Origin of the sequence: Geodermatophilus amargosae (assembly GCF_041028265.1) — a bacterium.
GTDB lineage: Bacteria > Actinomycetota > Actinomycetes > Mycobacteriales > Geodermatophilaceae > Geodermatophilus > Geodermatophilus amargosae_A.
The window spans coordinates 25,062-38,827 of sequence record NZ_JABGCW010000004.1 but is presented as its reverse complement, the minus strand read 5'-3'; the positions used below and the strand labels follow the sequence as shown (position 1 = coordinate 38,827).

13 protein-coding genes are annotated in these 13,766 nt (G+C 73.1%); 8 read left to right on the top strand and 5 right to left on the bottom strand.

Annotation, left to right across the window (positions count from 1 at the left end; translation table 11 throughout):
- The first annotated feature begins 22 nt into the window (after positions 1-22).
- Positions 23-1,210 carry a UDP-galactopyranose mutase gene (gene glf, locus HLV61_RS05715; RefSeq protein WP_369253427.1) on the top strand — a complete coding sequence of 396 codons (1,188 nt, stop codon included), beginning with the start codon at positions 23-25 and terminating at the stop codon, positions 1,208-1,210.
- A 19-nt stretch (positions 1,211-1,229) separates the two neighbouring features.
- Positions 1,230-3,194, top strand: coding sequence for a glycosyltransferase (locus tag HLV61_RS05710; RefSeq protein ID WP_369253426.1), 1,965 nt, complete (start codon positions 1,230-1,232; stop codon positions 3,192-3,194).
- Positions 3,195-3,263: 69 nt separating this feature from the next.
- Here HLV61_RS05710 and glfT1 read toward each other — a convergent pair whose 3' ends face one another.
- Genes glfT1 through wzm form a run of 3 tightly spaced genes read right to left on the bottom strand, consistent with a single transcriptional unit; the run spans position 3,264 to position 5,772 of the window.
- Positions 3,264-4,163: a galactofuranosyltransferase GlfT1 gene (gene glfT1 / locus HLV61_RS05705; protein ID WP_369253425.1), complete on the bottom strand. Its 900-nt coding sequence runs from the start codon at positions 4,161-4,163 to the stop codon at positions 3,264-3,266.
- Complete coding sequence (gene wzt, locus HLV61_RS05700; protein ID WP_440284471.1) at positions 4,160-4,936, bottom strand: galactan export ABC transporter ATP-binding subunit Wzt/RfbE; 777 nt, start codon at positions 4,934-4,936, stop codon at positions 4,160-4,162. The genes glfT1 and wzt overlap by 4 nt, the downstream gene beginning before the upstream one ends.
- A gap of 2 nt (positions 4,937-4,938) precedes the next feature.
- Positions 4,939-5,772, bottom strand: a complete 834-nt coding sequence (gene wzm, locus HLV61_RS05695; RefSeq protein WP_369253424.1) for a galactan export ABC transporter permease subunit Wzm/RfbD — start codon at positions 5,770-5,772, stop codon at positions 4,939-4,941.
- Between the two features lie 276 nt (positions 5,773-6,048).
- Between wzm and HLV61_RS05690 the strand changes: the two genes are divergently transcribed.
- From HLV61_RS05690 to HLV61_RS05665, 6 genes are read left to right on the top strand one after another with little or no spacing between them, the layout of a single operon-like run.
- Positions 6,049-7,641, top strand: a complete 1,593-nt coding sequence (locus HLV61_RS05690) for an LCP family protein (protein ID WP_369253423.1) — start codon at positions 6,049-6,051, stop codon at positions 7,639-7,641.
- 26 nt (positions 7,642-7,667) lie between these two features.
- The gene (locus HLV61_RS05685) at positions 7,668-8,468 is read left to right on the top strand and encodes a TIGR03089 family protein (RefSeq protein WP_369253422.1); all 801 of its coding nucleotides are present in this window, start codon (positions 7,668-7,670) and stop codon (positions 8,466-8,468) included.
- Positions 8,469-8,525: 57 nt separating this feature from the next.
- Entirely contained in the window at positions 8,526-9,329 is an 804-nt protein-coding gene (locus HLV61_RS05680; RefSeq protein WP_369253421.1) for a CoA transferase subunit A, read from the top strand.
- On the top strand, positions 9,326-9,994 hold the full coding sequence (locus tag HLV61_RS05675) for a CoA transferase subunit B (RefSeq protein ID WP_369253420.1): 669 nt from the start codon (positions 9,326-9,328) through the stop codon (positions 9,992-9,994). The genes HLV61_RS05680 and HLV61_RS05675 overlap by 4 nt, the downstream gene beginning before the upstream one ends.
- 19 nt (positions 9,995-10,013) lie before the next feature.
- Positions 10,014-10,835 carry a DUF1028 domain-containing protein gene (locus HLV61_RS05670; protein ID WP_369253419.1) on the top strand — a complete coding sequence of 274 codons (822 nt, stop codon included), beginning with the start codon at positions 10,014-10,016 and terminating at the stop codon, positions 10,833-10,835.
- A 1-nt stretch (position 10,836) separates the two neighbouring features.
- Positions 10,837-11,256 carry a GtrA family protein gene (locus HLV61_RS05665; protein ID WP_369253418.1) on the top strand — a complete coding sequence of 140 codons (420 nt, stop codon included), beginning with the start codon at positions 10,837-10,839 and terminating at the stop codon, positions 11,254-11,256.
- Between the two features lie 67 nt (positions 11,257-11,323).
- Here HLV61_RS05665 and HLV61_RS05660 read toward each other — a convergent pair whose 3' ends face one another.
- A complete protein-coding gene (locus HLV61_RS05660; protein ID WP_369253417.1) occupies positions 11,324-12,493 on the bottom strand; it encodes an acyl-CoA dehydrogenase family protein in 1,170 nt (389 codons plus the stop codon).
- A 9-nt stretch (positions 12,494-12,502) separates the two neighbouring features.
- Positions 12,503-13,690, bottom strand: a complete 1,188-nt coding sequence (locus HLV61_RS05655; RefSeq protein WP_369253416.1) for a polysaccharide pyruvyl transferase family protein — start codon at positions 13,688-13,690, stop codon at positions 12,503-12,505.
- Positions 13,691-13,766: the final 76 nt, after the last annotated feature.

Here is a 13,766-nt window from a genome sequence, read left to right as displayed (position 1 = left end):
TGCGCCGGTACAGTCGCCAGGCGTGACCTCAGCGAGACCTGACCTCGTCGTCGTCGGCTCCGGCTTCTTCGGACTGACCGTGGCCGAGCGGGTGGCCAGCCAGCTGGACAAGCGCGTGCTCGTCCTCGACCGACGCGACCACATCGGTGGCAACGCCTACTCCGAGCCCGAGCCCGAGACCGGCATCGAGATCCACCGGTACGGCGCGCACCTGTTCCACACGTCCAACGAGCGGGTCTGGCAGTACGTCAACCGGTTCACCGAGTTCACCAAGTACCAGCACAAGGTGTACTCGATCTACCAGGGCAAGACGTACTCCCTGCCGATCAACCTGGCCACCATCTGCCAGTACTTCGACAAGAGCTTCTCCCCCTCCGAGGCCCGGGCGCTCGTGGCGGAGCAGGCCGGCGAGATCGACACCGCCGAGGCCGCGAACCTCGAGGAGAAGGCGATCTCGCTGATCGGCCGCCCCCTCTACGAGGCCTTCATCCGCGGCTACACCAAGAAGCAGTGGCAGACCGACCCCACCGAGCTGCCCGCCGCGGTCATCGCCCGCCTCCCGGTGCGCTACACCTTCGACAACCGGTACTTCAACGACACCTACGAGGGGCTGCCGGTCGGCGGTTACACCGCGTGGCTGCAGAAGATGGCCGACCACCCGAACATCGAGGTGCGCCTGTCGACGGACTGGTTCGACGTCCGCGACGAGCTGCCCGCCGACGTGCCGACCGTCTTCACCGGCCCGATCGACAAGTACTTCGGCTACGAGGCCGGCGAGCTCGGCTGGCGCACGCTGGACTTCGAGACCGAGGTCCTGCCGATCGGTGACTTCCAGGGCACGTCGGTCATGAACTACGCCGACGAGGACGTGCCCTTCACCCGGATCCACGAGTTCCGGCACTTCCACCCCGAGCGGGAGTACCCGGCCGACAAGACCGTCGTGGTGCGGGAGTACTCGCGCTCCGCCGAGACCGGCGACGAGCCGTACTACCCGATCAACACCCCCGAGGACCGCGCGAAGCTCGAGCGCTACCGCGAGCTGGCCAAGAAGGAGGCCGCGGAGAAGGGTGTGCTCTTCGGCGGCCGGCTGGGCACCTACAAGTACCTCGACATGCACATGGCGATCGGGTCGGCGCTGAGCATGTTCGACAACCGCATCCGTCCCTTCTTCGACCAGGGCGGCTCCCTCGACGGCCGCCTCGACGACTGACAGCGAGGACTGACTCCCCATGACGACCACCGCACCCCAGGTGGGCGACGCGCCCGTCAGGCCGGACGCCGTCAGCGAGCCGGCCGCCACGGACCTCACCCCGGACAAGGCCGTCACCCTCGTGCAGCGCGTGCTCATGCCGCGCCCGGCCGACCAGCTCAAGGTCCGCAGCCTCTACCTCGACGAGGCGAACTCGACCGCCCGCGTCCAGCAGGACGGGCGCCACTCGGGCGTCATCGCGGCCGGCTCCGAGGTCTCCTTCGCCACCTACTTCAACGCCTTCCCGGCCAGCTACTGGCGCCGGTGGAGCGTGCTGGGCTCGATCGTCCTGCGGGTCACCGTCTCCGGGACCTGCCGGGTCGACGTCTACCGCTCCAAGGCCGACGGCGAGTCGATGCACGTCACCGGCGTCTCGCACCAGGGCGGGGAGCAGACCGTCGAGCTCGAGCTGGACCTCGCGCCGTTCATCGACGGCGGCTGGTACTGGTTCGACGTCACCGCGGAGAGCGAGACCACCATCCGCGAGGCCGGCTGGTACGCCCCGCAGGCCCCGGTCGAGGAGCCGCGGCTGGCCGTCGGCATCTGCACCTACAACCGCCCCGTGGACGCGCTCGCCGCGGCCCGGGCGCTGGTCGAGGACGCCGCGGTGCTCGAGCGCCTGGAGCTGGTGACGATCGCCGACCAGGGCAACAACCACGTCAAGGACGCCGCGGGCTACGCCGAGGTCAAGGCGGCGCTGGGCGACCGGCTGCACGTGGTCGAGCAGCCCAACCTCGGCGGCAGCGGCGGCTTCGCGCGCACCATGCACGAGGCGTTCACCCGGAGCGAGGCCACCCACGTGGTCCTGCTCGACGACGACATCATGATCGAGTCCGACAGCCTCCTGCGGGCACGCGCCTTCGCCGCCTACGCGAAGTCCCCGATGCTGGTCGGCGGCCAGATGCTGGCGCTGCAGAACCGCTCGGTGCTGCACTCCATGGGCGAGATCGTCGACCGCGAGACGTTCTTCTGGACCAACGCGCCCAACACCGAGTACCACCACGACTTCGGCAAGGAGACGCTGCGCGAGTCGCCGGACCTGCACCGGCGCATCGACGTGGACTACAACGGCTGGTGGATGTGCCTGATCCCCCGGACCGTCGTCGACCGCATCGGCATGCCGCTGCCGGTCTTCATCAAGTGGGACGACGCCGAGTACGGCCTGCGTGCCTTCGCCGCCGGCTTCCCGACCGCGTCGCTGCCCGGCACCGCCATCTGGCACCTCTCCTGGGGCGACAAGGACGACGCCAGCGACTGGCAGGCCTACTACCACATCCGCAACCGCCTGATCGCCGCGGCGCTGCACTCTCCGCACAAGCACGGCGGCAAGCTCTTCCGCGAGATGCTCAAGGCCGACCTGAAGTTCCTCATCAACCTGCAGTACTCGACGGTCGAGCTGCACCACATGGCCTACCGCGACTTCCTCGCCGGGCCGGAGACGCTGTTCAGCGGCATGCCGGGCTCGGTCGTGCGGGCACGCGAGACCCGGGCCACGCACGCCGACGGCCGGGTGCTGCCCTCCACGGCGGACCTGCCGCTGCCGTCGATGCCGACGGCGAAGGCGGTGCGCTTCCGCCGGATCCCGGTCAACCCGCTGTCGATCGGCAGGACGCTGCTCAGCGGGCTGGTGCACAACGCCCGGCCGGTGGACCCCGGCAACATGGAGACCCCGCAGCTGAACCTGGCCTTCCAGGACGCCCGCTGGTTCCTGCTCTCCCGGCTCGACAGCGCGACCGTGGGCACCGCCGACGGCCGCGGGATCACCTTCCGGCGCCGCGACCCGGCGACCTTCCGCCGGCTGGCGGCGACGTCGGGGCGGATGCTGCGCCGGATGTCCGCGGAGTTCCCGGAGCTGCAGCGCCGCTACCAGGCCGCGGCCGGCGAGCTGACCTCGATGGACCGCTGGACCGAGGCCTTCGAGGAGTGGGGCTACCAGCGCGTCTGAGCCCCGCGCTCGACGGAGGGCCCCGACCGGGGATCCGGTCGGGGCCCTCCGTCGTGCGCGGCAGTCCCGCTAGGGACGGGTGAGCCGCTCGCGGCGCCCGGCGCGGGTGAGCCGCCGCCACTCCCGCCAGCCGGCGCGGTCGCGGCGGGAGACGAGGAAGAACCAGCCGAAGCGCACCGTCTCCAGGGGCCGCAGCCAGCGCATGCCGGGCTGGGCCATCAGGTAGCCGCGGTTGCGGTAGGTGAAGTACCGCTTGACCTCGTCGGCCGGGTACTGCGCCGACAGCCGCCCGCCGAGGATCGGCGCGAACTCCGTCGTCCCCTCGGGGTGCAGGTAGGCCGCCTGGGTGCAGGTGCCGAAGCGCAGGCCCGCGCGCAGCATCCGGCGGTGGATCTCGGTCTCGTCGCCGCGGAAGAACAGCCGGTAGTCCGGGACGCCGACGACGTCGAGCGCCTCGGCCCGGAACAGCGCCCCGTTGAACAGCGAGGCGTAGCCCGGCAGCAGGTCCAGGCCGTCGAAGTCGCTGCGCCGGCGGCGCCAGGCCAGGCCGCGGCGCAGCGGGAAGGCCAGCCGGTCGGGGTCGGCGAGGTCGGTGACCAGCGGGCTGACCTCGGCCAGCCCGTGCCGCTCCGCGGCGGCCATCAGCGTGGCCAGCACCGTCTCGTCGGCGGGCCGGCCGTCGTCGTCGGCGCACCAGACCCAGTCCGCGCCCAGCGCGAGGGCGTGCAGCATGCCGTAGGCGAAGCCGCCGGCGCCGCCGAGGTTGCGCCGGCTGGGCAGGTGCGTCGCCGGCAGCCCGCTGGCCGCGACGACGTCGGCGGCCGACCGGTCGGGCCCGTTGTCGACGACGACCACGTGGTCGACGCGGCGGGTCTGGGTGGCGATCGCGGCGAGGCTCTGCGCGAGCAGCTCGCGGCGGTGCCGGGTGACGACGACGGCGACGACGCACCCGCCGGCGGGAGCCGTCACGCCGGCAGGCCCTTGTAGGCGCGCAGGACGTCGTCGAGGTCGCCCTGCTGCTTGATCCGGCCGTGCTCCATCCAGATGGCGGTGTCGCACAGCTCGCGGAGGAACTCGTCGGAGTGGGAGGCGAACACCAGCAGTCCGGAGCGCTCGACCAGCTCGACCAGCCGCTGCTTGGACTTCTCGAGGAAGGCGGCGTCGACCGCGCCGATGCCCTCGTCGAGCAGCAGGATCTCCGGGTCGATGCTGGTGACCACGCCGAGGGCGAGGCGCACCCGCATGCCCGTGGAGTAGGTGCGCAGCGGCATGCGCAGGAAGTCGCCGAGCTCGGTGAAGTCGGCGATGTCGTCGACCCGCTCCTCCATCTGCTTCCGGGTCATGCCGAGGAACAGGCCCCGGATCATGATGTTCTCGAAGCCGGAGATCTCCGGGTCCATGCCCACGCCGAGGTCGAAGACCGGCGCGACGCGGCCGCGGATCTCGGCCACGCCACGGGTGGGCTCGTAGATGCCCGACAGCAGGCGCAGCAGCGTGGACTTGCCGGCCCCGTTGTGGCCGACCAGGCCGACGCGGGCGCCGTGCTCGAGGTTGACGGTGATGTCCCGCAGGGCCTCGATGACGGGCACCTTGCGGCCGCTGTCGATGTTGCCGCCGACCAGGCCCATCACGGTCTTCTTCAGCGAGCGGCTCTTGGCGTCGAAGATCGGGAAGTCGACGCAGGCGTCCTTGGTCGCGATGCTGACCAGGTCGCGGGCGTTCCCCGTGCTGTTGTCGGTCACGATCACACCCAGTAGGAGACGCGGGAGCGGTAGCGGCGCAGGACGACCATCGTCAGCACCCAGCCGACCACCGTGATGACGAGGACGACCACCCAGTGCCGCAGGTACTGGTCCTGTCCGAGCAGTGGCCGCCGGATGATCTCGATGTAGTGCAGGAACGGGTTGAACTCCGCCAGCCGTGCCCGCTCGGCGATGGCCGGGTTCGGGCTGTTCACCAGCTCGTCGTAGATCCACACGATCGGCGTCAGGAAGAACGCCAGCTGCACGATGCTCTGCGTGATCGGCAGGATGTCGCGGAACCGGGTGGTGATGATGCCGACCGCGAGGGCCACCCACGCACCGTTGAGGGCCAGCAGCACGAACGCCGGGACGGCGGCGACGACCGTCCAGGACAGCGGCTGCGGGAAGACCAGCAGCATCACGAGGTAGACGAGCAGGTTGTGGGCGAAGAACAGCGTCTGCCGCCACACGAGGCGGTAGACGTGCACCGACAGCGGGGCCGGCAGGTGCTTGATGAGGCCCTCGTTGGCGATGAAGACCTCGGAGCCCTCGGAGATGCAGCCGCTGATGAAGTTCCAGACGACGAAGCCGACGAGGACGTGCGGCAGCAGCCGCGAGAGCTCGACGTCGAACAGGCCGGAGTAGAGGATGCCCAGCGCCACGGCGGTGACCGCCATGCTGATGGTGATCCAGATGGGACCGAGGACCGAGCGCCGGTAGCGCTGCCGGATGTCCTGCCAGCCCAGGTGTCCCCAGAGGGACCGCTGCTCCCAGCCGCGCCTCAGGTCCGCGACGGCGGCGGCGAGCGTGCGTCCGGCCGGTTGTGCGAGTGCCACGCCGGTCCACGCTACCTGCGCCGGACGCGCCGGCCCCGCCGTCGACCGGACCACGGGGGCACCGGGGGCACGTGGGACCGCGGGGCCGGATGAGGACGCGTCCGCGCCGGCGGACGGTGGTGCATCCGCCCCGGCGGGGCGTGGCGCCTGCGGACGGCGGGACGCGCGGTGCACGACGGGCACCCGGGGCCAGACGGACGACACCGGCGCCGAGACGGAGCGTTCCGCCGTGTCGCGGCCCTCCGCCGCGCCCCGCCCGCCCCTAACCTCGGTGCCGTGAGCCGAGACCGCAACGAGCACGGTGGAGCCCCGGGGCGTCCGATCCCGGCGCGGCTCGACCCGCGCGCCGGCCGTCCCTCCCGTGGTCGCGCCCAGGGTCCGGCTGCCGAGGAGTCGCGCGCCGGCCGCGGGACCTCCGCGCCCCGCCGCCGCAACGCCCGCGCCGCCGTCGTCGCCCGCGGCGTCGCCGCCGTCCTGTCGGTGGTCCTGCTGGGCGCCAGCGGCTGGGGCTGGTACCTCGGGCGGGTCGCGGAGGCCACGGTCAACCGCACCGACGCCATCCCGACCGCCGGCAACTCCGACGCCGGGGGCGCCACCGAGGCGATGAACCTGCTGCTGGTCGGCAACGACAGCCGCGCCGACCTCACCCCCGCGCAGCTCGCCGAGCTCAGCGCCGGCACCGACTCCGGCATCAACACCGACACGATGATCCTGGTGCACGTCCCGGCCGACGGGTCGCGCGCCTCGTTCGTCTCGTTCCCGCGCGACTCCTACGTGGAGATCCCCGGCCACGGGATGGACAAGCTCAACGCCGCCTACGCCTACGGCTACACCGAGGTCGACGAGACCGCGTCCGAGGCCGACAAGCAGGCCGGCGGCGCGCAGCTGCTGATCCAGACGCTCAGCCTGCTGACCGGCCTGCGGATCGACCACTACGCCGAGGTCGACCTGCTCGGCTTCTTCAACCTGACCAGCGTCGTCGGCGGTGTCGAGGTCAACCTCTGCTACGCGGTGGACGACTCCGAGTACTCCGGCGCGGTCTTCCCCGCCGGGGAGCAGACGATCGCCGGCGCCGACGCGCTGAAGTTCGTCCGCCAGCGCCACGGCGTCCGCCCGGACGGCACCACGGCCCTCCCCCGCGGCGACCTCGACCGCATCGTCCGCCAGCAGGTCTTCATCGGCGGCGTGCTGCGCAAGATGCTGTCGGAGGACGTGCTGCTCGACCTGGGCAAGCAGCGGGAGCTGATCCAGGCGGCGTCGGAGTCGCTCACCATCGACCAGGACCTCGACCTGCTCGACCTGGCCCAGCAGATGCAGTCGGTGACCGCCGGCAACATCGAGTTCCAGACCATCCCGATCATCGGGGACGACCGCGACGACGACGGCCGCTCGATCCTGCGGCTGGCCGACGAGGACACGCTGCACGACTTCTTCGCCGACCTCTCCGCCGAGCCCGAGGCCCCGGTGGCCGAGGCGCCGGCGGCCCCGGTCACGGTGGCCCCGTCGGAGGTGACGGTCGACGTCTTCAACGGCTCGGGCGTCTCCGGCCTGGCCGCCGAGGCCGCCGACCAGCTGGAGACCGCCGGCTTCGCCGTGGGGACCACCGGCAACGCCGACAGCAGCGACTACTCGGCGACGACGATCCGGTACGCCGCGGGCGACGAGGCACTGGCCACCACGCTGGCCGCGCAGATCCCCGGCGCCGTCTCCGAGGTCTCCGACGACGCCACCTCCGGGACCGTCCAGCTGGTCCTGGGCGAGGACTTCGACGCCATCGGCCAGGCCACCCAGCCGCCCGCCGACACCGGCGAGACCCCCGCCCCGGTCGAGGAGCCCCGGACGGCGGCCGACACCAGCTGCATCAACTAGCCGGCGGGGCCTGGGAGGGTGAGGGCATGAGCCCCGCCCCCAGGACGCCGTCGGACCTGCTCGCGGCCGCGCTGCGGCGCGACGCCGCCGCGCCGCTGGTCACCGCCTACGACGACGCGACCGGCGAGCGGGTGGAGCTGTCGGGCACCACCCTCGCCAACTGGGTGGCCAAGACGGCGAACCTGCTGCAGGACGAGTTCGACGTCGGCCCGGGCAGCACCGTCGCGCTCGCGCTGCCGGTGCACTGGCAGACGGCCGCGGTCCTGCTCGGCGTGTGGAGCTGCGGCGCCACCGTCCTCGACACCGCCGCCGAGGACGACGGCCACCTCGACGCCGCCGACGTCGTCCTCGCCGCGCAGGACCGGCTGGCGCCGCTGGAGGAGCAGGACCTGCCCGACCTGCTCGGCCTCTCGCTGCACCCGCTGGGCCTGGGCATGACCGGGTACGCCGGCCCCGCCCGCGACTTCGCCCTCGAGGTGCGCGTGCACGGCGACGTCTTCACCCCCTACGTGCCCCCGGACCCCGCCGCGCCCGGCCTGCGCGCCGGCGGTCTCGAGCTCCCCCTGGGCGGGCTGGTCGCGGCGGCCACCGAGCTGGCCGGGCGACTGGGCATCGCCGACGGCGACCGGCTGCTCGTCGACGACGCGACCGCCGTCGAGGCCGGGCCGGTCGCCTGGCTGCTCGCACCACTGGCCGCCGGGGCCTCGATCGTGCTGTGCCGCAACGCCGACCCGGCCGCCCTGGGCGGCCGGGCGGCGGCCGAACGGGTCACCGCTACGCTCGGCGTCCGGATCGAGGGCTTCCGCGAGCTGGGCCGTCCTGCCTGAGGACGTGCGCCGCCGCGCACGAGGAGACGGTGGTCGACGAATGGACGGTGTCGCCTGATGGACAAGGTCGTGGCGAGCGCCCGCGAGGCGGTGTCCGACGTCGGTGACGGCGCGGTGCTCGCCGTCGGCGGGTTCGGGCTGTGCGGTGTGCCGATCGCGCTGATCGACGCGCTGCTCGAGCAGGGCACCCGCGGGCTGACGACGATCTCGAACAACTGCGGGGTCGACGACCAGGCGCTCGGCGTGCTGCTCTACGCCGGCCGGATCCGCCGCACGATCAGCTCGTTCGTGGGCGGCAACAAGGAGCTCGCGCGGCTCTACCTCTCCGGTGAGCTGGAGGTCGAGCTCACCCCGCAGGGCACGCTGGCCGAACGGCTGCGCGCCGGCGGCGCGGGCATCCCCGCCTTCTACACGCCCACCGGCGTGGGCACGATGGTCGTCGACGGCGGGATCCCGGTGCGCTACGACGCCGACGGCACCGTCGTCGAGACCAGCGCGCCGAAGGAGACCCGGGCCTTCGACGGCCAGGAGTACGTGCTCGAGACCGCGCTGACCGCCGACTTCGGCCTGGTCCGTGCCGCGGTCGGCGACCGGCACGGCAACCTGGTCTTCCACGAGTCGGCCATGAACTTCAACCCGCTGGCCGGCATGGCCGGGCGGGTCACGATCGCCGAGGTCGAGGAGCTCGTCGAGCCCGGGGAGATCACCCCCGAGCACGTCCACCTGCCCGGGGTCTTCGTCGACCGCGTGGTCGTCGTCGGCACCGAGGGCAAGAAGATCGAGCGGCGCACCACCCGCCCCCGGCAGTCCGCCGCACCGCTGGCCGCCGCCGGCGAGGAAGCCACGGAGGAGGCCCGATGACCCTGACCCGCGACCAGCTCGCCGCCCGCGTCGCCCAGGAGCTCGAGGACGGCGCCTACGTCAACCTCGGCATCGGCATGCCCACGCTGGTGCCCAACCACGTCCCCGACGGCGTGCACGTCGTCCTGCACTCGGAGAACGGCGTGCTCGGCGTCGGGCCGTACCCGTTCGAGGGCGACGAGGACCCCGACCTGATCAACGCCGGCAAGGAGACCGTCACGATCCTGCCGGGTGCCAGCTTCTTCGACTCCGCGACGAGCTTCGGCATGATCCGCGGCAAGCACCTCGACCTGGCCATCCTCGGCGCCATGCAGGTCAACCCCCGCGGCGACCTCGCCAACTGGCTGATCCCCGGGAAGATGGTCAACGGCATGGGCGGGGCGATGGACCTCGTCCACGGCGCCCGGCGCGTGGTGATCATGATGGAGCACGTGGCCCGCGACGGGTCGCCGAAGCTGGTCGAGGAGTGCTCGCTGCCCCTGACCGGCAAGGGCTGCGTCGACCGCGTCATCACCGACCTCGCCGTCGTCGACGTCACCCCGGAGGGGTTCGTGCTGCGCGAGGTCGCCCCCGGCGTCACCGCCGACGAGGTGGTCGAGAAGACCGGCGCCCCGCTGCGCGTCCCGGGCGACGTCCCGACCATGGCGCTGCCGGCCACGGTCTGACCGCGGCACCGCTCCCCCGGTGACGTTCTCGGTCGTCGCCCGCGACCCGGACACCGGGGAGATGGGCATCGCCGTGTCCTCCTGCATCCTCGCCGTGGGCCGGGCGGTGCCCGGCGCCCGGCCCGGCGTCGGCGTCGTCGCGGTGCAGGCCCGCAGCCCGCGGGGCACCGGGCACGTGCTGCTGTCCGGGCTGGCCGAGGGGACGGCGCCGGCGGTGCTGGTGCGCCGGGCCGCGCACGCCGCCGAGGACCAGGACCGGCAGATCGCGGTGCTCGACGCGGCCGGCGCGGTCGCCGCGGACACCGGGCCGGGCTCCTTCCCGGTCAGCGGCCACCTGCTCGGCGAGGGCTGGAGCGTGCAGGGCAACATGCTCGGTTCCCCGGAGGTGCTGCCGGCGATGGCGCAGGCCCTCGAGGCCGCCCGCGGCGGCCTGGCCGACCGGCTGCTGGCCGCCCTGACCGCGGGCCAGGACGCCGGCGGGGACCTGCGGGGACGGCAGTCCGCGGCGCTGCTCGTGGTCAGCGGCGAGCCGGCCACCGAGGAGGACGACGGCGTGCGGATGGACCTGCGCGTCGACGACTCCGGGGACCCGGTCGCCCAGCTGCGGATGCTGCGCAACCTGCAGCGCGCCTACGACGAGCGCGACTATGAGACCCTCGCCCTGTTCGCCCCCGAGGGCGCCCGCGACCTCTACGCCGCCCTGGCCGCCTCCCGGCGCGGCGACCGGGCCGCCGCCCGTGCCGCCCTCGAGGCGGTGCGGGCGCGGCCCGGCTGGTCGGCGTGGCTGGCCTCGATGGCCGGCGACACCCGGCTGGCCGCCGTGTCCCGGCTGCTGGGCTGACGTGGGCGGCCCGGACCCCGCCGGAGACGGCGCTCCCGATCCCCTGCTGGGCCAGCTCGTCCGCTTCGTCGCCGTGGGGGCGCTCAGCGCCGTCGTCGACCTGAGCGTCTACACCGTCGGCCTGCACGTCGGGTGGCCCACGTACGCGGCACGCGCCGTCAGCTTCGTCTGCGGGACGTCGACCGCCTACGTGCTGAACCGCCGGTGGGCCTTCAGGGTGGCGGGCGGGGCTCGCCGGGCCGGCGGTTTCGTCCTCCTCTACGGGACGACGTTCGGCGTCGTCCTCGGGGTGAACGCACTCGCACTGGCCCTGCTGCCGAGCGCCTGGTGGAGGGTGACCGCGGCATGGGTGCTCTCCCAGGGGCTGGGCACCGCCTGCAACTTCGCCGTCCTGCGCACGGTGGTGTTCCGGCGCTCCTGAGCCCGGTCTCGGGAGCCCCACCCCGTGGCCCGGCACCCGACGCGCCGGGGCGCCGTCCCGGCGGCCGTCACCGCAGCAGCGAGCGGGCGATCACCATCCGCTGGACCTGGTTGGTGCCCTCGTAGATCTGGGTGATCTTGGCGTCGCGCATCATGCGCTCGACCGGGAAGTCCTGCGTGTAGCCGGCGCCGCCGAAGAGCTGGACGGCATCGGTGGTGACCTTCATGGCGACGTCGGAGGCGAACGCCTTGGCCGCGGCGCACAGCCGGCCGAGGTCGGGGTCGACCTTGCCGCCGGAGTGGCCCGTCTCGCCGCGCGCGGCGGCGACGTAGACCAGGTGCCGGGCGGCCTCGATCTGCATGGCCATGTCGGCGAGCATGAACTGCACGCCCTGGAAGTCGCTGACCGCCCTGCCGAACTGCTTGCGCTCGCGGGTGTACTCGACCGCGGCGTCGAGCGCGCCCTGGGCGACGCCCACGGCCTGCGCGCCGATGGTCGGGCGGGTGAAGTCCAGCGTCCGCAGCGCGGTCTTGAAGCCGGTGCCGGGCTCGCCGATGATCCGGTCGGCCGGGATCGTGCAGTCGGTGAGGTAGAGCTCACAGGTGGGCGAGCCCTTGATCCCCATCTTGCGCTCCTTGGGGCCCACGGCGAAGCCCGGGTCGTCGCGGTGCACGACGAAGGCGGAGATGCCGTTGGCCCGCTTCTCCGGGTCGGTGACGGCCATGACCGTGTACCACTCGGAGATCCCGGAGTTGGTGATCCAGGCCTTCGTGCCGTTGAGCACCCAGGTGTCGCCCTCGAGCCGGGCGCGGGTCGTCATCGCGGCGGCGTCGGAGCCGGCCTCCCGCTCGGACAGGCCGTAGCTGATCATCGCCCGGCCCTCGGCGATCGACGGGAGCACCCGCTGCTTCAGCTCCTCCGACGCGGACAGGATGACCGGCATCGAGCCGAGCTTGTTCACCGCCGGGATGAGCGACGCCGAGACGTCGACCCGGGCGACCTCCTCGATGACGATGCAGGTGGCGATCGCGTCGGCACCCTCGCCGCCGTAGGCCTCCGGGACGTGCGTGGCGTGGAACCCGGCGGCGGTCAGCGCCTTCTGCGCCTCGACCGGGAACCGCGCCTCGGCGTCCACCTCGGCCGCGTACGGCGCGATCTCGCGCTCGGCGAGGTCGCGGACCGCGGCCCGGATCGCGTCGTGCTCCTCGGTCAGCTGGTACAGCCCGCTCGTACTCACGGGTAGATGCTAGGACGTCCCAGCACTCACCAGCAGACGCCGGTCCGGACCGGGTGACGGGACGGCCGGTCCAGGGAGCGCGGGCCCGTACAGCCGGCCGGCGACGGCCAGCTTGTGCGACCGGACCCGCGCGCCGGACGCGGCCAGGGTGCCCGGCCGGTCGGCCTCCAGCTCGGCGACCTCCCCGCGGCCCGGCTCGAGGAGGTGCCACGCCGACCCGGCCTCGATCAGGGAGCCGTGCTTGACGTCGTAGTAGCCGGGGCGGACGGGGACCGCGACGCCCCGCGCCCCCACCGCCGACGCGATCAGGTGCGGGTGGAAGCGCGTGCTGAACCACCGCTGGGAGGCCGCTGCGGGCACGCCGTGCTCGAGCAGCTCCACCCAGGGCACGAACTGCAGGCCGGGCAGCAGTCCGGCGAGGCGGTCGAAGATGCCGCGGTCGACGCGCGGGATGCACTCGAGGACGGCGGTGCGGGCCGGGTCGGCGCCCCAGCGGTCGAGGTGGGCGAGGCACTGCTCGGTGAGTCGCTCGCAGCCGGGCCCGTCGAGCAGGTCGCCCTGCACGCAGACGACGGCGTCGATCCCGGCGGCCCGCTCGGCGTCGACCAGCGTCGGCATCTCGGCGAGCCACAGGTCGTCACCCGAGTGGGTCTCCGGCCGGCCGAGCAGGTCGGCGCTGGTGCGGTCCCGCACGTCCACGGTGTCCAGGCGCCGCACCAGGCGCCGCACCAGGGCGACCGTGTCCTCGCCGAGCGGCGCGAGTCCCTGGCCGGTCATGGCGGTGACCGCCCCGCGCCGCGCCGCCCAGTCCAGGGCCGCGAGCAGGCCGAGGTGGCGCGGCCAGACGCCGTTGACGAAACCGCCGCCGAGGAGGTGCACGACGGCCGCCTGGCCGAAGCGGCGCAGCCCCGGGACCCACCGCGGGGCCTGCCCGTGGTCGTCGAGCGCGCGGCCGACGAAGGCGGCGACCTCCCAGGCGTCCTCGGACGGCGCCTCCCAGCAGAGCCGGAAGAGCGTGTCGACGCAGCGCAGCCGCGGGTGGGCGTCGGCCAGGAGCGCCTGGGCGCCCGCCGGGTTCGGGCAGTCGAGCCAGACGTCCACGTCCGGCGCCCGCTCGGCGAGCAGCCGCAGCCACGAGCGGGTGATCAGCTCGTCGCCCAGGTTGGGGTGCCCGGCGGTGGAGATGAGGTAGTACACGCCGACTCCGGTTCTCGCCGCGCCGGAGGGGTCCGACGGTGTCATCAGTCACCTGACAGTAAGACCCCGATCACGA

Bases quoted from the DNA above. Each gene is read 5' to 3' on its own strand.
- HLV61_RS05675 (WP_369253420.1), top strand. From the start codon at position 9,326: ATGACCCTGACCCGCGACCAGCTCGCCGCCCGCGTCGCCCAGGAGCTC.
- HLV61_RS05710 (WP_369253426.1), top strand. From the start codon at position 1,230: ATGACGACCACCGCACCCCAGGTGGGCGACGCGCCCGTCAGGCCGGAC.
- HLV61_RS05680 (WP_369253421.1), top strand. From the start codon at position 8,526: ATGGACAAGGTCGTGGCGAGCGCCCGCGAGGCGGTGTCCGACGTCGGT.
- HLV61_RS05685 (WP_369253422.1), top strand. From the start codon at position 7,668: ATGAGCCCCGCCCCCAGGACGCCGTCGGACCTGCTCGCGGCCGCGCTG.